The following is an 18,423-nucleotide window of genomic DNA, read 5'->3' on the forward strand; positions in this document are numbered from 1 at the left end:
CATCCTTATGGCAGTAAATTATTGCAAACGAACTTCACTCTCCTGATCGCGGTTCATAAAATCATGCTGTTACGCTAATGTGGCAGGGTTGAAAGAAATAATCACTCGCCGTCTTGTTATTATCGAATACGACTTTAGCGTAAAAATAAATCATTTAATCAACCATGCATAATGAATTAAGGGAATAAAATGCATAATATATCAAGGCGAAAATTAATTGTGGCGTCATTAGGCGCAACGGCACTGGCTGCAACGGGGAGTGCCTTTGCGAAAAGTGCTGACAGTAATAAGACTTTCCTGAAAGGAAATAGAATGAACAGTCAAAGAGCGTTGATCATTGTCGATATGCAAAATGATTTCCTGCCCGGCGGTGCGCTTGCGGTTCAGGATAGCGATGTGATCATTCCAGTTATAAATAGTCTGTATGATAAATTTGATAATATCATTGTGACTCAGGACTGGCATCCGGCAGGGCATATCTCTTTTGCCAGCAGCCACGAAGGCAAGAAACCTCTCGATGTTATTGAAACCAGCTATGGTCCGCAGGTTCTGTGGCCCGATCATTGTGTGCAGGGCAGCTCAGGCGCTGAAATCAACAAGCAGGTCAAAACGGACAAAGCACAATTAGTGATTCGTAAAGGCTACAACATTGAACTGGACAGTTATTCTGCCTTTGAAGAAGCCGATCACAGTACACCAACAGGACTGGCAGGCTATCTGCATGAACGCGGGATCAGTGAACTCTATGTGGTGGGTGTGGCGACAGATTTTTGTGTGGGCTGGACAGCCATGGATGCGGTGAAAAAAGGCTTCAGCGTCAGTGTGATTGAAGACGCCACCAAAGGTATCGATCTGGACGGTTCTCTGGCTGACGCCTGGGATAAAATGCAGGCTGCGGGTGTTAAGCGAGTTAACTCGTCTGAGATCACTGCGGTCGTTCGCGCGTAAATCACAAAAGGTAGCGAATGGCTTCGCTACCTTCCGTTTTGACTATTTTTGTTCAGCGCTTTTCTGCTGTTTATTTGCCATATGGTGACCAACAACGCATCCAACTGCCGCGCCAATAACGGCATGATGTTTGAGGTGCCCTACCGCTGCACCGACGGCGGCCCCTTTAAGGCATCCTTTTGCCTGTGCCTGGGAAGTCACGGACATCAGCAGGCTCAGAGTGACGACCAGAATCGAGATTTTACGCATGTATTTTCAGTCCACAGGAAATGAGTGACAACTTGGGATTTCAGAATATCCCCTCTAACCACAATGATGAATAAACGGGTTAAGGCAGTGAACAGGAAAACTGTAACTCTTTGATTCGCTATGTTTCCTGGTGAACAATGAGGGGCACAGTGTTTAATTTTAGTGGGTGATTTTATTTGAGCCATACAGTTTGTTGTAACTAATAAGGAAGGCTGTTCTTTCAAATCCGTGACTATTTATTTGACGGCTGTCTCACAATCTTTTCTCAACTTTTTCCCGGCTCTGCCGATAGTTAAAACAGCATAGACTTTTACAGGTCAGTCTTAGCTCGCTTCGAAAAACACCAGGTTGGTCAGGACAACACTATCCCGGCCTGCACAGCGATGTGCAGAAGAGACATCCGTCATGTCCGGCAGGGAAAAATCATGCAGCACGCCGTGAAAGTTACGCCCCAGCAGGCGTAGCCAGAGAAGGCTCTGCATACGTCTTATTCAACGGAATAGCGATAACCTCCTGGGGTGTCTTATGTTTGGTGTGAAAAAATCGAGCCTTGCTCTGCATTTCTCCAAAGATGGCAACGTAGTAAAGGACATTAATGCGATCAAACAGCATGTGGCATGGATTGAGTTTTTGCCTGATGGCGAAATACTCAGCGCCAACCCGCAGTTTCTTGAGGTTACCGGCTACAGCCTGAGCGAAATTCAGGGGAAACATCACCGGATTTTCTGTAGCCCGGTTTACAGCCAGTCGTCGGACTATCGCACCTTCTGGCAGACGCTGGCTTCAGGTGAATCGGTCACCGGCATTTTTGAACGCTTCAATAAGCAGCAGCAACGGTTCTATCTCAGTGCCACTTACTTTCCGGTCAGCGACGATAAAGGCAAAGTCTATAAGGTGATTAAAGTCGCCACCGACATCACCGCACGACATCAGGAACTGGAACAAAAAGAAGCCGTCATCACCGCGCTGGACCGCTCGATGGCGGTGATTGAATTCACACCCGACGGCCACATTATCGGCGCCAACAACAATTTTCTCACCCACATGGGTTATCAGCTGTCCGCGATTGTCGGCAAGCACCATCGCATCTTCTGCTATGACAACTTTTATCGCGAGAATCCGGATTTCTGGCACAAGATCAGCAAAGGTCAGCACTTTGTCGGTCGTTTTGAGCGCAAAACTGCCAGCGGTGAACGTATCTGGCTCGAAGCCAGTTACAACCCGGTCTATGATGTGGACGGTAAAGTACACAAAGTCATCAAAATTGCCTCGGATATCACCAGCCGCGTTGAAGCCGCAAAACGGGTGGCGGATATCGCCGTGACCACCTCGGAACAAACCTCGCAAATCACCCATAACGCCAACGAAGTGCTGGATGAGACCGTCCGTAACTCGGGGCTGGTGGCGCAGCAGGTCAATGCCGCCACCGAGATCGGTGCGCAGCTTAATGCCTCAGCCAAAAGCATCAGCGAAGTGGTGGAGTCGATTAACCTGATAGCCTCACAAACCAACATTCTGGCGCTAAACGCGGCGATTGAATCGGCACGGGCTGGCGAAGCCGGGCGCGGGTTTAGTGTGGTCGCAGGCGAGGTACGACGACTGGCGGCTTCAACTTCAACGGCCACCAAAAAGATCACTGAAGTGGTGGAAGAGAATGCGCGCCTGATCCAGCAAATGTATCAACAGCTGGATGAGGTCAAACATTTTGTGGTGACCGAGCAGGATAAAATCAGCGACCTCTCGCGCAGCCTGCGTGAAATAAACCGCGGCGTGCACGAATTTGTTAACGTTATTCACCGGCTGGATGTGTAACTATCAGTCAGGGCGGGAGCCCGATGGCTCCCCTTCCCCTTGTATCATTAGCCTGCAACAACCCTGTGCAGTTCTGACGCAATTTCAATCCGATACTCTCCGTACGATACACCGGTGTCGTGCAAACTATGTATATGGCGGATTATAGGAATCCTGTATATATTGTAGATATCAGATATATGGTTAATCTACTGCAAGGGGTCAGATCATGATCACACAAGAAAAAGACTCTGATTTTGAAGTCATTGCAATTCAGGCAGACAATATCTCGTACTTCAAAACTGATGACGGGCACGCTGACATTACTATTACAGTACCGGAGGACTTCCATGATGACCAGGAAGATCAGACAGAGCGGTACTATGTACTGAAACGCCCTTCCTCGATTGATGACGTGGTCTTTAAAATTGCGCTTGAAGCCGCTTTCCGTGCTGTAACCGGGTTAAGCCAGCTGCCCACTACAGTGCAAACAACGACGCCTTCAGTCAGCGTTCAGCGTGGAGGCAAGCAAAAGAATGCCGGGACAATCAATACAGAACGTCTGGAGAAACTTAAAAAGATTATTCTGAATGACAGCGAGTGGCTACCTGCTCAGGAGGTTTCACGTCGGGGGGGAGGCAGTGCTGATGTGAAAAACCCCAGCGGATTACCAAATCGCTGGAAGCGGGCCGGAAAAATTTTTGCCATAACATCGGAAGGCAGGGACTTGTACCCTGCTTATGCACTGGATGTCGGTGGACAACCCCTGCCGCTGATGAAAAAAATTATACAACTGTTCGGGGAAACAAAAACACCATGGTCTCTGGCCGTTTGGTTTGGCACCCCCAACAGCTGGCTGAGTAATAAAAAGCCCAAAGACCTCCTGACCTCAACGCCGGAGCGGGTACTGGAAGCCGCACTAAGGGCGAAGGAAGGGCCTGTCCATGGTTAAAGAAATCAGAACCCCTGGGAAAAACGATAACCTTTCGGCCAGACTGGTCATCTGGCCAAAAGGGAAAACCATCGAGAGAATCCACTCATCGCAGTTTGGTGCGACAGAGTTTAACCCGGGGAAAGGGAAAAGCAGGTTCAGTCCCATCACTGATAGCGAAGATAACAACATCCCAACATTATACGGCGGAGAAAATCTGCCGGTCGCATTGATGGAGACGGTATTACATGACCTCCCTACGCCATGTGAAAATGCGCCTGTAGAGTTATCCACTCTGGACAAACTTGCCCGCAGCCAGATCTCCTCTAAAGAAGATATTCAGCTTGTTGACCTCACCCCCCGCTTCATGAAAAAAAACGGCATCACGCAAGGCGATTTACTGGGTTCTTCCGCAGATAATTATCCAGAAACACGCAGATGGGCAGAAAAAATCCATAGCGATAATCCGCAAGCTCAGGGACTTCAGTGGGCTTCCAAACAGCATGGGGATAAAGCGGTTATGTTGTTTGGAGATCGTGTGAATATTCATGATCTCAACGTTTCTATTGATTCCGAGCCTGCCTCAACATCAACAGACGTAAATAACGAACTCGCGGCTCTTGCTGATGAAATGGCTCTGGTTCTTATTCCCAGAGATTTGACCTGAATAAACCGAGGCTTCAGAGGTTTAAATCAGCAAACATTTCAACGAAAGGCATGATCACCGAGGCATCGTGACTGGCGTGCTGATACAACAGCCAGGTGCGGCTTTTCAACGTCTCCCCCGCCACCTGCAGCGGCTGGCACCACAGCCGTTCTGACAGAGGTTGATAACTCGATACAATGGCATAACCCAGACCACGCTCCACCATCGCGAGGCACACTTCCAGCTTATCCACCTGCATTGCCACGCGCGGTGCCAGCGTGAAATTGGCGTTCCACCAGCGCTCAATCAAATGAGTGATATGCCCGCCATGATTGATACGAATTTGTGGCAGCTGCGGCAATAATCGCAGGTCGAGTGGCTGCTGGCTGACCAGCCAGTAATCATCAATATCCACCAGCCGCTTACCGTCTCGCCAATGATAATCATCTTTCACCAGTGCGGCATGTACTTCGTCACGCTGGAGTTTTTGATACATCTCTTCGCTTAAGCCACTGACCAGATTGACGCGGATGCCGCTATGCAGTTCGCTGAACCGCGCCAGGATCTCAGGCAACCGATAGGCAGCAAAGTTGCTGGTAACACCAATGCGCAGCTCGCCCTGACGTGGCTGGCTGAGGCTGTGCAGCGTCTGCCGCAGCTGCTGCGATTCCTGCAACATCTTATCGGCGTGCTGCGCCAGATAACGTCCCTGGGCGCTGAAAATCAGGCTGCGACCGCTTTCTTCAAACAGCTGCACATTGAGTTTGCGCTCAATCTGCTTCAGCCGATAACTCAGCGCGGGCTGTGAGGTATACAGCTGCTGCGCTGCGCGCGTGATGTTCTGGTGCTGCCAGACAGTAAAAATGATCAGCCAGTCTTTCTCGTTCATCTCTGCTTTCCTGTTTTCTCCCATCCATAAAATATTTTTTGTGTTGAGGACGCAAGCAATAAAAAAGCTCAATTGGGCTTTTGTGATAAAGCGGGGTATATCTGAATAACAGGATTTAATTCAATAAATTAGATGCACCAATTTGGTGTTTATGGAGTCTGCGCTGCACCATGACTGAGCAAAAGCAAAAAATTATTTATGCTGTCGAGGCGATCCGCGTGGCGATGAGCACGCTGGCGCGTGAGATTCACGGCGATCCGGAGCTGAGTTTCAATGAACATCGTGCGGCACAGCGGTTACAGGCACCGCTGGCGGCGGCGGGCTTTACGCTGACGCAGCCACTGGCGGGTCTGGACACCGCCTTTTGCGCCCGTTTCGATACCGGTCGCCCCGGTCCCCGTCTGGTATTGCTGGCGGAATATGACGCCCTGGCCGAACTGGGCCATGCCTGCGGTCATAACCTGATCGGCAGCGCCTCAGTGGCAGCAGCACTGGCGCTGGTGAACAGTGGCACGCTGACCCACGGTAGCCTGGAGGTGATGGGCACCCCGGCAGAGGAAGAAGGCGGCGGCAAAATTATCATGGCCAACGCCGGGCTGTTCGACAGCGCAGACGCGGTGATGATGTTCCACCCCAGAGAGAAAAATATGGTGACCCGAGGCGCGCTGGCCTGCGTTGACGCCGTGTTTAAGTTTTATGGTAAAGCGGCGCATGCCGCCTCTGCCCCCCATTTGGGTATCAGCGCGCTGGACGGCGTAATTCAGACCTTTGTTGGAGTGAATGCGTTGCGTCAGTTCTTTACCGATGACGTCCGTGTGCACGGCATCATCACTCATGGCGGCAGCGCGACCAATATCGTTCCAGCCTATGCCGAAGCGAAATTTCTGCTGCGCGCGGCCACCATGGGTGGCCTACAGATTGTCCGGCAGAAAGTGTTTGCGGCAGCAGCAGCGGCAGCGGCAATGAGCGGCGCACGGCTGGAGATTGAGGAAGGGCTGACCTATGCCGAACGCAATAACAATCTGGCGCTGGCCGGGCTGTTTCAGCACAACCTGGAGCAGCTGGGACTGACTACCGAAGCGCCGCCAGAGCGTGGCGGCGTGGGTTCATCGGATATCGGCAATGTCAGCCAAATCACAGCCGCCATCCACCCTTACCTGCGTATTGGCGATGTAGTGCCACATACACCCGAATTTGCTGCCGCAGCCGGGTCAGATGCCGGTATGGAAGCTATGCTGAATGCCGCCAAAGCCATGGCGATGACGGCGCTCGATTTACTCGACCCTGCGGCCTTGCAGGCGGTACGTGATGAATTCACCGCCTGGCGTTCTGTTCACTATCCTGCTGGAGAATCCCAATGAAGTCTGCTGTAACCCTGTTAGCGATGATGACGATGGCGCTGAGTGCGCAGGCGTGGTCAGCCGGTGAAACCCTGCGCGTGGGCGCAGACCTGAGTTATCCCCCGTTCCAGTACCGTGATGCGTCAGGGACACCAACCGGTTTTGAAATCGACATCACCAATGCGGTTTGTAAAGCGGCACAGGTGAAGTGTGAATATGTGGTAAGCAGTTTCGATGCCGAAATTCCGTCACTGATGGCACGCAAGGTGGATTTTATCTCGCCACTGGGTGCTACGGCGAAACGCCAGAAATCGATTGATTTCAGCGATTTTATCTACCATATCCCCACTAAACTGGTGGCGCATAAAGGCAGTAACTTGCAGCCTGACGTCGCCTCGTTGCAGGGCAAGCGTATCGCTGTACAACAAGGGTCAATCCAGGAGATGTACGCCAATAAATACTGGGCACCTAAAGGGGTAGATATCGTGATGTACCCCGATCAGGATGTGATCTATCAGGACCTGGCGGCAGGCCGTCTTGATGGTGCGCTGAGTCCCGGCGTGGCGGTAACTTACGGTTTCCTCAACAAACCGGAAGGCAAAGATTTCGCGCTGATCGGCCCGGAAGTGCGGGATGACCTGCTGTTCAGCATCGGCTCAGCTTATGGCGTGCGTAAAGGTGATGAGAAGATGCAGCAGCTGCTTAACGCCGGGCTGGCTAAAGTGATGGCCGATGGCACCTGGGAAAAGGTGAAGCAGCATTACTTTGGCAATCTGGAGATGAAAGTGACGCGCACGGAGCCGGTGAATGCAGCCCAGTGAGTGGCAAATCATCATGCGGCAATTGCTGGATGCGTTTGCCTCACTGCACCGGCTTTCCGGCAGTGAGGATGCCGAGCGCGGCGCAGAGGTGCTGTGCGCGCTGCTGGAGCAACACGGCATTCCCTTCACCCGTGAAAGCTGTGCGCTGTGGCTGAGTGATCCGCTCTCCGCCAGCCTGACTCTGCCAGACTATCCTGCCATGCAGTTTCAGGCCAAAACCCGCTCGTTCTCCGCCAGCTGCCCTGAGGGTTGCGAAGCAGAACTGTTCTATGATCGCCAGTCGATGTCATTTGTCACCGATAAGGCTTCTGCCGCGTGGGCCGCATCGGTCCGCGGCAAACTGGTGGTAGCCGATCAGGGCTTTGAAGATTATGTGCAACGGCTGATGCAGGCGGGGGCCGCGGGGCTGATTCATATCTGGGGATCCGCCGAAACTGCGCTGCATGAGGAGACGGTCGGGCCGATCTGGGGCACACCCGTACCGGATGATGCCGTGCGTTATCCCACTATCCCGGTCATCACTATTAATCAGCCACAGGGACAGGCGCTGCTCAGCCACTTACAGCAGCAACCCGTGCGGGCGAGGATCACCACAGAAGTCCATGAACACGTTGCACGCTGTTCATTGCCGGTGGTGGACATTCCCGGTCGCAGCGATGAGTTTGTGCTGCTCTCGTCTCACTACGACTCATGGCACCAGGGACTCACCGACAACGCTACGGGTAACGCGCTTTGTCTGGCAATGGCCCTGGCGTTTTCCCGCTCACCGCAGCCGCTACAGCGCGGTTTGCGCATTGCCTGGTGGCCGGGGCATTCGAATGCCCGTTATGGCGGTTCGGCATGGTATGCCGACAGTCATCGCGCAGCGTTGCTGCGTCATGCCGTGGCACATATCAATGTTGACTCTCCCGGTTGTGTCGATGGCAGTGAGCTGGTGATCAACGCCAGCGGTGCCGAATCTCCCGCATGGCTAAATCAGGCGCTGTATGCGGTGACAGGTAAACCTGCTGAGCGTATTACGCCGCTCGGAAAAGGTGCCGATCAATCCTTCTGGGGCGTCAGCATTCCACTGCACTTCGCGCTGCGTGAAACCCCTCTGGTGCGCACCACCCTGTCGCCCGGCAGCGGTGGCGGCTGGTGGTGGCATACAGAAGAAGACACGCAGGATAAGGTTGATGAAGCTCTGCTATTGCGTGATGCGCAGATTCATTATCACTGGTTGCAGCAGCTGCTCCGTGAGGATGTGCTGCCGACAGACCCGCAGCATTACCTGCAACAGCTGAGTGATGCACTGGCGCAGCTACAAAGTGCTGTCGATCCGGCGTTTTCCCTGCAAACCTGGGCGACATGGCTCGATGCTTTGCTGCGCGAATGTGCCTCATCACATCACCCATCGAGCCAGCAGGCTGCGATTACCCTCTGGCATCGCCTGCGTTATCGCGCCAGCGATGATTACCATCCGGACCTGAGTTATCACGGTGGCGCCTTTCCCGGAATGCAATTGCTGAGTGGTCACAGACGTGAGAACTGCAGCGACCGCTACTGGCTGATGCTGGAGACGCAATATATGCGCCAGCTGGCGCGCGGTGAGGAATTGCTGAAGGAAAGCCTGACGGTTTTACAGGCTGGCAGACAATGATGTTTCCTGCCCGCCGCACAATGCGGCGGGAGGAGAAAACTGTCGCGGGCGTCTACAGTTATTCTATCGTGCCATCGCTAAGTCACTCACATCATGACTTTTTCTTTCAGAAATTATTATCACGCCCGCTCACGCCTGCTGATCGCGATGCTGGCTGGCGTGGTGTGCTATTTTGCCCTTCCTGCTCAACTGGGGTATCTGCAACGCCTGCTAATCGGCTGGAATGTGCTGGCATGGCTCTATCTGTTTTTTATGTGGTTTCGCATGTTGCGTACCGGGGTGGAAGATATCCCGCATATCGCCAGGATGCAGGATGAGAGCGCAGGGCTGGTGCTGGGCCTGGTAACTCTAGGCTGCCTGGTCAGTATCCTGGCGATCCTGCTGGAACTGCCATCGCTCAAGCATCTCTCCGGGACACCCCGTGCGATGCATTTACTGCTGACCGGCGCAACGCTGGTGGTCTCCTGGGCCTTGCTGCCCACCGCCTTCGCCATGCATTACGCCCATCATCACTACCTGCGCCGTAGTAAAGACGTCACCCCGATGATCTTCCCGGAAAAACCGCAGGAACCCGGCTACTGGGATTTCCTCTATTTTTCCTTCACCATCGCCGTGGCTTCACAAACCGCCGATGTGGCAACCGGAACCACCGACATGCGGCAAATCGCGTTGCTGCAGTCAGTGATTTCCTTTGTTTTCAATCTGGCGATTCTGGGCTTATCGGTGAACGTCGGGGCGGGTTTACTCAGCTAAACAGACTTTTGCGTAAATGGCCCGCATATCCTCATCACTCACGACATCCGGGCGGCTAAAAAACAGACTGACAACGCGCGCAAATTCTTCCAATGTCTGCGTCTGCTGTTTGGCCCTCTCACATCCGTGGATGGTCAGATGCTGATTAAACAAATTGTACTGCTCACCTTTCAGCAAACCCGCCATCACCAGGTTATGGCAAAACAGCGAGCTTTCATGCGTCGCCACAAAATGGTTGGCAACCAGAATATCCGGGAATTCGCACTGGCGTTCTTCGAACACGTACATTAGTTTTTTACCTGCTTCGCCGCCGAGGGAGAGTAACCACTGGTCACTGTTGATACGCTCCAGCACCAGTCCATCCTGTTCGCCCTCTTCCAGCCGCAGCGGCGCAGTCAGGCTAACGCCGCCAAATCCCACATCAGCAAGATATTTGCTACCGTTCAGCGTGACGATCAGCAACATATGCGTCTGCGGCCTGACCTCCGGTTGCGCCAGCCCCCATACCACTCGCGCAAGATGCGGCGTCACCGCAAAACCCACCTCCTCCAGAATCTGTTTAAACAGCAAGTTGTGTTCGAAACAGTAACCACCGCGTCGGTTTATCAGCAGTTTTTCGGCGATAGCGGCCAGCTCCACACTGACCGGTCGATTGAGCAGCACGTCGATATTTTCAAACGGAATGGTTTGCGGCCAGGCTCGGTGCAAAAGCTGCAATGTCTGAAGCTCCGGTAAAAACGGCCCGGCGATACCTGCTGCTCGGGCGAATAACTCAAGGTTGTCTGGGTGAGCCATAGTTTTTTTCCTGATGATGAATCTAGCTATGCTAACGTGATTTTCTGTAGTGATGTTGATTCTGGTGCGATTAGCGTGCGGATGGTTTAGAACGGTCTGAGAGTATTCAACAACAATTCATTTCAGGGGAGAAAGATATGGATGGCGATTTACTGGCTTTAGCCGCAACAGGTGGCGCACTGTTATTAGGTGCTATGAGTCCCGGACCCAGCTTTTTGCTGGTTGCCAGGACAGCAGTGGCTTCCTCCCGCCGTGCCGGGCTGTTCGTTTCAGCGGGGATGGGTGTCGGTTCGATACTCTTTGCCCTGGTAGCGCTGGCGGGACTGCATACGGTGCTGACGCTGGTTCCGTCACTGTATACCACCCTGAAGATTGCGGGCGGCTGTTATCTTTTATGGCTGGCATTGAATATGTTTCGTCCGGGGAAGACGTCTTCAGCAGAACTAACCCAGGCAGCCCCCATCCGTGCAGGTAGGGCGTTTGGTGTTGGCCTAATCACCCAGATAAGTAACCCACACACCGCACTGGTTTTTGCCAGTATCTTTACCGCAACCCTCAGCGCACATATTTCACTGTCGATGTATATCGCACTGCCCATCATGGCCTTCGTTATCGATGCCGGCTGGTATGTGGTCGTCGCACTGGCGCTCTCCACCGAAAGGCCGCGCCGGATCTATATGAAATATCGCAGATTCATCGATAAGACCAGCGGGGCCATTATGGCCACACTGGGCGTGCGGTTGTTACTCAAATAATTATATCAGGGTGGGATGCAAGCTGTGGCATGCCGCATCAGCTTGCATCAAAAATGACATACAGTTTGCGCATCGGCGTTTCCATCACCCAGGTGCCTTCGGTATCTGCCGCAAAGAAAAATGTGTCTCCTGGCGTAAAGGTTAATGTCTCCTCACCGTCTGGCGTGAATGAACCGTTACCGTCAAGGAAATGCATAATCTCCGCCTGTTTGACTGAGCGTCGATAGCTGCCCGCGCTACAGGCAAATATTCCCGTATCGATATCCTCTTTTCCGGGAATCACTTTCTGTAATCCTGATAACTGCACGGCGGAAGCCCCTTCTAACCCTGCAACCGTTCCCCAGGGTTCTAAAACCTTGATGGCAGCCGGCTGTGCTAATTTTTGTACTTTCATAACCATTTCTCCGGGTAAAAGAATGCGAACATGCGCTCCAGATTAGGTGATGGACTGAAAACATTAATGATTTTATTGGCCTGCGCTTAATACATTTATGTGGCAATCAGCCGGAGTTTGGCAGAAACTGCTGAGGGTAAGCTAAACAGCTAACATCTTGACTTTAATTCGGATCATCAGAGAATGTTTCTCCTCGCGCGATTCCCGAAAAGCACTGGAGCTCATCATCGCCACTTTCGTTAAAAAGTTAGGCTACGTGGTTGCCGGCGCGCTTTTGCTGGCCAGTTGTTCTTCAGAACCACCGAAATCGCTGGTTACGCCGTTTCCTTCCGTAGCGAAACACCCCCTGCCAGCACAGCACCCCGTAGCGAGCCAGCAACCGGTGCGCGGCGTCTGGCTGGCGACGGTCTCCCGTCTCGACTGGCCGCCCGTCAACTCCGTGAATGCCAGCAGCGCTGCCAGCCGCATTAGCCAGCAACAGCAGGCGCTGACTGACAAGCTGGATAAACTGAAAAGCCTTGGCATCAATACCGTTTTCTTCCAGGTGAAACCCGATGGCACCGCGTTGTGGCCATCAAAAATTTTGCCATGGTCAGATATGCTGACCGGCAAAATTGGTGCCGATCCCGGCTATGACCCTCTGCAATTTATGCTGGATGAAGCGCACAAACGCGGCATGAAAGTCCACGCGTGGTTCAATCCCTATCGGGTCTCTGTCAATACCAAAGCCTCAACCGTAGCAGAACTCAACGCGACACTGTCACTTAATCCTGCCAGCGTATTTGTGCTGCACCGTGACTGGATCCGCACCGCAGGCGATCGTTTTGTGCTGGACCCCGGCATTCCGGCAGTCAGAGACTGGATCACCAGTATCGTCGCCGAAGTGGTTTCCCGTTATCCGGTTGATGGTGTGCAGTTTGATGACTATTTCTATGCGGAATCGGCTGGCTCCACTCTTAACGACAGCCAGACCTTCAGAACCTATGGTCAGGGATTTGCTTCCAAAGCGGACTGGCGGCGTCACAATACGCAGCAACTGATTGAGCAGGTATCGCGTACCATCAAACAACTGAAGCCCGGTGTGGAGTTTGGTGTCAGCCCGGCAGGCGTGTGGCGCAATCTTTCCCATGACCCGGCAGGCTCCGACACACGTGGCGCGGCAGCCTATGACGAAGCCTATGCCGATACCCGCCGCTGGGTGCAGATGGGATTGCTGGATTATATCGCCCCGCAAATTTACTGGCCCTTCTCCCGTCAGGCTGCCCGTTATGATGTGCTGGCAAACTGGTGGGCAAATGTGGTGAAACCCACCCATACCCGGCTGTACATCGGCGTCGCCTTCTACAAAGTCGGGGAGCCGTCAAAAAATGAACCCGATTGGACAGTCAATGGCGGTGTGCCAGAGCTGAAAAAACAACTCGATTTGAATGAATCCGTGCCACAGATTAGTGGCACGATTCTGTTTCGGGAAAACTATCTGAACCAGCCGCAGACACAGGAGGCGGTCAATTATCTGCGCAGTCGCTGGGGGAGCTAACGGTAAGAGGGCCAACCGTACGAAAACAAACACCTGGCCCTCTGACCCATTTAAAACATACCTGCAATTTCACCCATCAGCTTCAGGTCATCTTTGGAAATAGTCGTTGGGTGATTACTGTCATCGTTCAAAGAGACATAATAGTCATTGCTTTGGAGCAATATCTTCGCCGTCAGTGGCGAAGTGTCGGTTAATAACACATTTGAAAATAACTTTTCCATCCGCGCCTGTACATTACCTGCGCCAGCAAGATTAACTGGCCGACGGTTCATATAGAGTAAAGCACTTTTCTTTGCCTTCTCTTCATCCTTGAGTATTTTAACGCGAGTCTCATTAAAAAAAGTCGTGAGCTTGACTCTGGCTTTCGCCATTTTCTTCATAGCATCCAGCAATTTTTTATTCGTTGCGACCTGGCGTTCAGAAAGTAAGTTGCGCACCGCCAGCGCGCAGCCGCTTGATATTCCCAGCACACCAATGGCTCCCAGCGTATAACGCACATAGATATTGCTCATCAATGCTTCACCAGCCTGAGCGGCGGCCGTTGTGGCAAAAAGGGAACCGGCTCCCGAGAAAGCACCAATGACAGACACAACCTGGGCAGCCATAGAGTAATTACTTTTTTGTGTCTCGTCATACACGTTACCACCGTATCCCTTGATTGAGGTTGAATAATTCTGGAAAACCTCCTGATTATTATCCAGGGTGCTACCCGCCATATTCCTCAGGCCTATGCTCTCCTCCTCATCCCGATGCGGAGCATAATCTTCCTCCTCAAGTCTGCGCTGGCTGGCAAGCTGTAACTTCATGAATTCATTCATGATACCAGAATCAGTATCACTTTCGAACTGTGCCAGAGTTTCGCTATCCAATTCATTAACAAAGGTGAGAATAACCCGCAGATCCTCCTGACTAAGCAGGCTCCCCTTTAATACCGACTCGACTTCCAGCGTTGGGTCTGCCATAGCATCTCCTCGTGGTTAAATTATATTTCTTTATTTTGTTTTATATCCCAACCGGATTGGGTTTCAGCGCCTTTAGTGCCTTGTTCAGTCTGTTCCCAATAATGCAGAGTCACTTTAGCCGCCTGGAAGCGATAGTTAACAACAATCGTGTCGGTGTGGCCTACACCAGCAAATTCGACCAGCGTCACCAGCACCTCTTCCAGAACGATACGGGAATATTCCACCTGAGAGCCGCCGGCTTTACATATGGAAATTTCAACTTTATTAACATGCTTACCGCTGGAACAGAATTTTAAAATGGAGGGTGTGGATTTATCGATAAGTGCCTGGATTTGCAAATCGCGGTAATTGACCTTACCACTCCCGCCACCACCGCCTACCGCCATGTTACCTTGCTGAGATGCTCCCCAGGTAAATGACAATACATCTGTCCAGTTCTTATGATTTGAATCGTTTGACTCGCCGGTTACGCCTTCAACCTTTAAAAAAGTATCTATTGCCATTTTATATTCCCTCAGGAGGTTTGAGATAATTTTCGTGATTAATAAGTAACCTTAACGTATTTTTGTTTCAATATTTTTAACTGGATCTGATAAATTCCAGGAACATTCTTAAAAACGTGATCAGGGGGAGATACCCGGTCGGGCAGAACGTAGATTCAGGCTGAAAAACGGTCTGAAAAAGACCCATCGATGATGCCGTTTGCGATTGATGGGTAATGTCAGGCTGCGCATCCTGATTATCACCACACAAAAAACGGCTTTGAGATCCTGGAGAGGTGGGAGCTTTTTTAATTTGTGGCTAAGTATTCAAACAAAATACGTCTTCAGCAAAATCGCCGTACCGTCATCGATCGCCTTTAACACCACCTGTTCAGCAGCCGCAACATCCTGCGACTGTATCGCCTCCAGCAGGCGATCGTAGTTGTGGCCTTTCACCATTTCCGTTGATTGCGGGTACAGGTAATTCAGGCAGGGACCGATCTGTACCCAGAGCTGTTCAATCAGCCCCACCAGCGTAGGCATTTGCGCGAAACCATACAGCGTAAAACGAAAAGCACGGTTCGCCTCCAGCGCAGCCTCCACTTCCCCGTTCAGCTTGGCCTGCATAAAGCGATTACAGAGTTTTTTCAGTTCGGTGAGCTGTTTTTTATTGATATTGGGCACAGCCATCCTCACCGCTAAGCCTTCCAGTTGCTTACGTATCAGTGTGATTTCCTGATAACGCGACAACGGCATATCCGGTACCAGAAACGCCGCTGCCGGCGTGGCTTTGAGCGCACCGGCAGAAACCAGGCGTAACAAGGCCTCACGTACCGGGGTGATGCTGGTCCCCAGTTGTGCCGCGAGATCACGGGTAACAAGGCGGGCGCCGGGTTTCAGTTTGCCGACAATCAGGGCGCTACGCAGGGTGGCTTCAACCTGGGCGGTCAGGCTCAGCCGCTGTGCTTTTTCCATCTCAATCATGCGTCTTGTCCTTTCCCGGATTCTGCAAATGGTAAGAAATTTAAATGTTTTGTTGCCATCAATGCTCGCTATAGGATATATCATGTATTACAAAACAAGCGAAGCACAGATTCCTGGCAGCACCACTCTTTTCACTACGTTACCGAATGCATTTTGGGATGAAGTTTATGAGACTACCTGCAGTGAAGTTTGCTACTACAGCATTGTTGTTTGCCCTGTTGCCCACCACTCTGCAGGCAGCAGAACTCACCATTGCCCAGCCCGCATCGGCGACGGCGATGGACCCCGGCTTTCTCAAAGAAGCGGCCACCCTCGTAGATAACATCTTCGATACCCTGGTTCGCCGTGCCGACGACATGTCGCTGCAACCCGGTCTGGCCACTGACTGGAAAGCCATCAATGACACCACCTGGCAATTTAACCTGCGCAAAGGGGTGAATTTTACCGATGGCGAACCAGTGAATGCTGAGGCGGTGAAATTCTCCATCGACCGTATTCTGGATCCGGCCAACCATGCCCCGACCATCTCCTACATCCGCACGATCAAGTCGGTTGAAGTGGTCAATGATTATCAGGTGCTGATCCATACTAACGGCCCGGATCCGCTGCTGCCAACGCGTATGAGTCGTTATCCGGCCTATATCGTTCCCCCCGCTTACGTGAAAAAAGTGGGTGCCAGCGAGTTCGCGCGCAAACCGATCGGCAGCGGAGCCTACAAGCTTGATACCTTCATCCCGGATGAAAAAGTGGTGATGGTCGCCAACGATGCGTACTGGCGTGGCAAACCCTCGATTGATCGCGTCACCTGGCGTCCGATTCCGGAAGCGACCTCGCGCATTACCGCGCTGCTGACCGGTGAAGTGCAGCTGGTGGAAAGTGTTCCGGCTGACCTGGTCCCGGCACTGAAAAACCGTCCTGGCGTGCAGCTTGAGCAGGTGAAAGGTGGCGGTCTGACCATTTATCTGGGTCTGAAAGACAGCGAAAAACCGCTTAACGACGTCCGTGTGCGTCAGGCCCTGTCGCTGGCGCTGAATCGTCAGGCTTACACCCAGCAATTGCTGCACGGGTACGGCACACCAACCGGCACCATGGCCGGTGCCAATGACTTTGGTTATCTGGCCGTGCCGGCCACGGTGCAGGATGTGGCAAAAGCCAAATCGCTGCTGGCGCAGGCAGGTTATCCGAATGGCTTTACCCTGCGCTTCCAGGCTCCGCGTCGCTATATCGCCAGCGCCGATGTGGCGCAGGCCATCGTGCAGGATCTCAGCGCCATTGGCGTAAAAGCGCAGCTGGAAGTGCCTGAGTGGTCGGTCTATACCCAGCAGGTTGCAGCACAGAAACAGGCTCCGATGTATATGCTGGCCTGGGGTTCAACCCAGACGCTGGACGCCGATGCCGCGCTGTTCCCGATTCTGCACAGCGGCGAACCCTACTCCACAGTTAACGATCCTGAGCTGGATAAGCTGCTGGACCAGAGCCGCCAGACGGTTGATGCCGATAAACGCAAAAAACTGCTGGAGCAGATTCAGCAGCGTGTCGCAGAGCAGCAGCCACTGATTCCGCTCTATCGTGAAGATACCCTGTATGCGCACAGCGACAAGCTGACGTTTAAAGGGCGCGTCGATGCGCGTATCCCGCTGTACGATCTGAGGCTGAAATGATTACGCCAGCGGCAGCGTTACAACGTCGCCCACGCCGGATTTTTTACGGTGACGCCGTGATCGGCAGCCTGCTGCTGATCGTGGTGATTGTGGCTGCGTTGATTTCCCCCTGGCTGCCGCTGCCTGATCCCTTAACTAATCAGCTGGCCGACATGTTTTTGCCACCCGGTAGTCCCGGCCACTGGCTGGGCACCGATCAGTTAGGACGTGATTTGTTATCGCGCATTCTGGCCGGTACCCGCCTTTCATTGCTGGTGGTGGTACTGGCGGCGGCCATTGGTGCAGTAGCGGGGGTCGCACTGGGCATGATCGCCGGTTATGCCGGTGGCTGGGTTGATGCCCTGATTATGCGCCTGATTGATATTCAGCTGGCGGTGCCGTTTATTCTGCTGATTTTGCTGGTTATTGCGCTAATGGGAACGTCCACCACCAACATCATCGTGATCATGGGGGTGACCAGCTGGGCGATCTATGCGCGTGTGGCCCGTGCCAAAACGCTGGAAATCCGCGAGCTGGAGTACATCCAGGCGGCGAAGGCGATGGGGTTCTCGCCGCTGCGCATCCTGCTGCGCCATATTCTCCCGAACCTGCTCACCCCACTGGTGGTGCTGCTGACGCTGGATATTCCGCGTCTGATTGTACTGGAAGCGTCGGTCGGTTTTCTCGGTATGGGCATTCAGCCGCCAACCCCCACGCTGGGTAATCTGATTGGCGAAGGCCGTTCCTATATGTTGCTGGCGCAATGGCTGGTGCTGTATCCCGGCCTGGTGATTGCCGCGCTGGTGATTGGCTGCAACCTGCTGGGCGATGCGCTACTGCGCCGCACCCACACGAGGCTTGACTAAA

Annotated in this window: 20 protein-coding genes; 12 read left to right on the top strand and 8 right to left on the bottom strand. The window is 52.8% G+C overall.

The window, feature by feature from the left end:
• Positions 1-312 precede the first annotated feature (312 nt).
• Positions 313-948, top strand: coding sequence for a bifunctional nicotinamidase/pyrazinamidase (gene pncA, locus PW844_RS22305; protein ID WP_299456472.1), 636 nt, complete (start codon positions 313-315; stop codon positions 946-948).
• 42 nt (positions 949-990) lie between these two features.
• Here the strand turns inward: pncA and PW844_RS22310 are convergent, their stop codons facing one another.
• Positions 991-1,197 carry a glycine zipper domain-containing protein gene (locus PW844_RS22310; protein ID WP_084878959.1) on the bottom strand — a complete coding sequence of 69 codons (207 nt, stop codon included), beginning with the start codon at positions 1,195-1,197 and terminating at the stop codon, positions 991-993.
• Positions 1,198-1,520: 323 nt separating this feature from the next.
• Complete coding sequence (locus PW844_RS22315) at positions 1,521-1,679, bottom strand: hypothetical protein (RefSeq protein WP_158087429.1); 159 nt, start codon at positions 1,677-1,679, stop codon at positions 1,521-1,523.
• Positions 1,680-1,722: 43 nt separating this feature from the next.
• On the opposite strand from PW844_RS22315, the gene PW844_RS22320 reads away from it, so the two are divergent.
• From PW844_RS22320 to PW844_RS22330, 3 genes are all read left to right on the top strand, one after another.
• Positions 1,723-3,009 (top strand): PAS domain-containing methyl-accepting chemotaxis protein, encoded by a 1,287-nt coding sequence (locus PW844_RS22320; protein ID WP_299456481.1) that lies wholly within the window; start codon positions 1,723-1,725, stop codon positions 3,007-3,009.
• Positions 3,010-3,217: 208 nt separating this feature from the next.
• A complete protein-coding gene (locus tag PW844_RS22325) occupies positions 3,218-3,940 on the top strand; it encodes a hypothetical protein (protein WP_299456484.1) in 723 nt (240 codons plus the stop codon).
• Positions 3,933-4,586 carry an RES family NAD+ phosphorylase gene (locus tag PW844_RS22330; RefSeq protein WP_299456486.1) on the top strand — a complete coding sequence of 218 codons (654 nt, stop codon included), beginning with the start codon at positions 3,933-3,935 and terminating at the stop codon, positions 4,584-4,586. Before PW844_RS22325 ends, PW844_RS22330 begins: the two co-directional genes overlap by 8 nt.
• Before the next feature lie 13 nt (positions 4,587-4,599).
• Here PW844_RS22330 and PW844_RS22335 read toward each other — a convergent pair whose 3' ends face one another.
• A complete protein-coding gene (locus PW844_RS22335) occupies positions 4,600-5,454 on the bottom strand; it encodes a LysR family transcriptional regulator (protein WP_299456488.1) in 855 nt (284 codons plus the stop codon).
• Between the two features lie 170 nt (positions 5,455-5,624).
• Between PW844_RS22335 and PW844_RS22340 the strand changes: the two genes are divergently transcribed.
• From PW844_RS22340 to PW844_RS22355, 4 genes are all read left to right on the top strand, one after another.
• Positions 5,625-6,815 (top strand): M20 family metallopeptidase, encoded by a 1,191-nt coding sequence (locus tag PW844_RS22340; RefSeq protein ID WP_299456490.1) that lies wholly within the window; start codon positions 5,625-5,627, stop codon positions 6,813-6,815.
• Positions 6,812-7,615: a transporter substrate-binding domain-containing protein gene (locus PW844_RS22345; RefSeq protein WP_299456492.1), complete on the top strand. Its 804-nt coding sequence runs from the start codon at positions 6,812-6,814 to the stop codon at positions 7,613-7,615. Before PW844_RS22340 ends, PW844_RS22345 begins: the two co-directional genes overlap by 4 nt.
• Positions 7,602-9,254, top strand: a complete 1,653-nt coding sequence (locus PW844_RS22350; RefSeq protein WP_299456494.1) for a M28 family peptidase — start codon at positions 7,602-7,604, stop codon at positions 9,252-9,254. The genes PW844_RS22345 and PW844_RS22350 overlap by 14 nt, the downstream gene beginning before the upstream one ends.
• A 93-nt stretch (positions 9,255-9,347) precedes the next feature.
• On the top strand, positions 9,348-10,007 hold the full coding sequence (locus PW844_RS22355) for a DUF1345 domain-containing protein (protein ID WP_299456497.1): 660 nt from the start codon (positions 9,348-9,350) through the stop codon (positions 10,005-10,007).
• Here PW844_RS22355 and PW844_RS22360 read toward each other — a convergent pair.
• Positions 9,996-10,802, bottom strand: coding sequence for an arylamine N-acetyltransferase (locus PW844_RS22360; RefSeq protein WP_299456499.1), 807 nt, complete (start codon positions 10,800-10,802; stop codon positions 9,996-9,998). The genes PW844_RS22355 and PW844_RS22360 overlap by 12 nt on opposite strands.
• A gap of 137 nt (positions 10,803-10,939) precedes the next feature.
• Here PW844_RS22360 and PW844_RS22365 point away from each other — a divergent pair, with 137 nt between their 5' ends.
• On the top strand, positions 10,940-11,557 hold the full coding sequence (locus PW844_RS22365; protein WP_299456501.1) for a LysE family translocator: 618 nt from the start codon (positions 10,940-10,942) through the stop codon (positions 11,555-11,557).
• Positions 11,558-11,594: 37 nt separating this feature from the next.
• On the opposite strand, the gene PW844_RS22370 is transcribed toward PW844_RS22365, so the two are convergent.
• Positions 11,595-11,951, bottom strand: a complete 357-nt coding sequence (locus PW844_RS22370) for a cupin domain-containing protein (RefSeq protein ID WP_299456504.1) — start codon at positions 11,949-11,951, stop codon at positions 11,595-11,597.
• Between the two features lie 214 nt (positions 11,952-12,165).
• Between PW844_RS22370 and PW844_RS22375 the strand changes: the two genes are divergently transcribed.
• Complete coding sequence (locus PW844_RS22375; protein WP_299456749.1) at positions 12,166-13,488, top strand: glycoside hydrolase family 10 protein; 1,323 nt, start codon at positions 12,166-12,168, stop codon at positions 13,486-13,488.
• 50 nt (positions 13,489-13,538) lie between these two features.
• On the opposite strand, the gene PW844_RS22380 is transcribed toward PW844_RS22375, so the two are convergent.
• The 3 genes from PW844_RS22380 to PW844_RS22390 form a co-directional block, all read right to left on the bottom strand.
• Positions 13,539-14,450 (bottom strand): hypothetical protein, encoded by a 912-nt coding sequence (locus tag PW844_RS22380; protein WP_299456506.1) that lies wholly within the window; start codon positions 14,448-14,450, stop codon positions 13,539-13,541.
• Between the two features lie 20 nt (positions 14,451-14,470).
• Positions 14,471-14,953, bottom strand: a complete 483-nt coding sequence (locus PW844_RS22385) for a type VI secretion system tube protein Hcp (RefSeq protein ID WP_208717973.1) — start codon at positions 14,951-14,953, stop codon at positions 14,471-14,473.
• A 306-nt stretch (positions 14,954-15,259) separates the two neighbouring features.
• Positions 15,260-15,916: an FCD domain-containing protein gene (locus PW844_RS22390; protein ID WP_299456510.1), complete on the bottom strand. Its 657-nt coding sequence runs from the start codon at positions 15,914-15,916 to the stop codon at positions 15,260-15,262.
• A gap of 167 nt (positions 15,917-16,083) precedes the next feature.
• Between PW844_RS22390 and PW844_RS22395 the strand changes: the two genes are divergently transcribed.
• Both PW844_RS22395 and PW844_RS22400 read left to right on the top strand, forming a co-directional pair.
• Complete coding sequence (locus tag PW844_RS22395) at positions 16,084-17,577, top strand: ABC transporter substrate-binding protein (protein ID WP_299456512.1); 1,494 nt, start codon at positions 16,084-16,086, stop codon at positions 17,575-17,577.
• Positions 17,574-18,422 carry an ABC transporter permease gene (locus tag PW844_RS22400; RefSeq protein ID WP_299456514.1) on the top strand — a complete coding sequence of 283 codons (849 nt, stop codon included), beginning with the start codon at positions 17,574-17,576 and terminating at the stop codon, positions 18,420-18,422. The genes PW844_RS22395 and PW844_RS22400 overlap by 4 nt, the downstream gene beginning before the upstream one ends.
• The last annotated feature ends 1 nt before the right edge of the window (position 18,423 follow it).

The sequence above is a fragment of the Pantoea sp. genome, from assembly GCF_028283705.1.
Taxonomy (GTDB): Bacteria; Pseudomonadota; Gammaproteobacteria; order Enterobacterales; family Enterobacteriaceae; genus Pantoea.

Excerpts from the sequence above, each read along its gene's own strand:
- PW844_RS22350 (WP_299456494.1), top strand. The coding sequence starts at position 7,602 with ATGCAGCCCAGTGAGTGGCAAATCATCATGCGGCAATTGCTGGATGCG.
- pncA (WP_299456472.1), top strand. The coding sequence starts at position 313 with ATGAACAGTCAAAGAGCGTTGATCATTGTCGATATGCAAAATGATTTC.
- PW844_RS22340 (WP_299456490.1), top strand. The coding sequence starts at position 5,625 with ATGACTGAGCAAAAGCAAAAAATTATTTATGCTGTCGAGGCGATCCGC.
- PW844_RS22315 (WP_158087429.1), bottom strand. The coding sequence starts at position 1,679 with ATGCAGAGCCTTCTCTGGCTACGCCTGCTGGGGCGTAACTTTCACGGC.
- PW844_RS22355 (WP_299456497.1), top strand. The coding sequence starts at position 9,348 with ATGACTTTTTCTTTCAGAAATTATTATCACGCCCGCTCACGCCTGCTG.
- PW844_RS22330 (WP_299456486.1), top strand. The coding sequence starts at position 3,933 with ATGGTTAAAGAAATCAGAACCCCTGGGAAAAACGATAACCTTTCGGCC.
- PW844_RS22395 (WP_299456512.1), top strand. The coding sequence starts at position 16,084 with ATGAGACTACCTGCAGTGAAGTTTGCTACTACAGCATTGTTGTTTGCC.
- PW844_RS22365 (WP_299456501.1), top strand. The coding sequence starts at position 10,940 with ATGGATGGCGATTTACTGGCTTTAGCCGCAACAGGTGGCGCACTGTTA.
- PW844_RS22310 (WP_084878959.1), bottom strand. The coding sequence starts at position 1,197 with ATGCGTAAAATCTCGATTCTGGTCGTCACTCTGAGCCTGCTGATGTCC.
- PW844_RS22400 (WP_299456514.1), top strand. The coding sequence starts at position 17,574 with ATGATTACGCCAGCGGCAGCGTTACAACGTCGCCCACGCCGGATTTTT.
- PW844_RS22335 (WP_299456488.1), bottom strand. The coding sequence starts at position 5,454 with ATGAACGAGAAAGACTGGCTGATCATTTTTACTGTCTGGCAGCACCAG.
- PW844_RS22325 (WP_299456484.1), top strand. The coding sequence starts at position 3,218 with ATGATCACACAAGAAAAAGACTCTGATTTTGAAGTCATTGCAATTCAG.
- PW844_RS22360 (WP_299456499.1), bottom strand. The coding sequence starts at position 10,802 with ATGGCTCACCCAGACAACCTTGAGTTATTCGCCCGAGCAGCAGGTATC.
- PW844_RS22345 (WP_299456492.1), top strand. The coding sequence starts at position 6,812 with ATGAAGTCTGCTGTAACCCTGTTAGCGATGATGACGATGGCGCTGAGT.
- PW844_RS22370 (WP_299456504.1), bottom strand. The coding sequence starts at position 11,951 with ATGAAAGTACAAAAATTAGCACAGCCGGCTGCCATCAAGGTTTTAGAA.
- PW844_RS22385 (WP_208717973.1), bottom strand. The coding sequence starts at position 14,953 with ATGGCAATAGATACTTTTTTAAAGGTTGAAGGCGTAACCGGCGAGTCA.
- PW844_RS22380 (WP_299456506.1), bottom strand. The coding sequence starts at position 14,450 with ATGGCAGACCCAACGCTGGAAGTCGAGTCGGTATTAAAGGGGAGCCTG.
- PW844_RS22390 (WP_299456510.1), bottom strand. The coding sequence starts at position 15,916 with ATGATTGAGATGGAAAAAGCACAGCGGCTGAGCCTGACCGCCCAGGTT.
- PW844_RS22320 (WP_299456481.1), top strand. The coding sequence starts at position 1,723 with ATGTTTGGTGTGAAAAAATCGAGCCTTGCTCTGCATTTCTCCAAAGAT.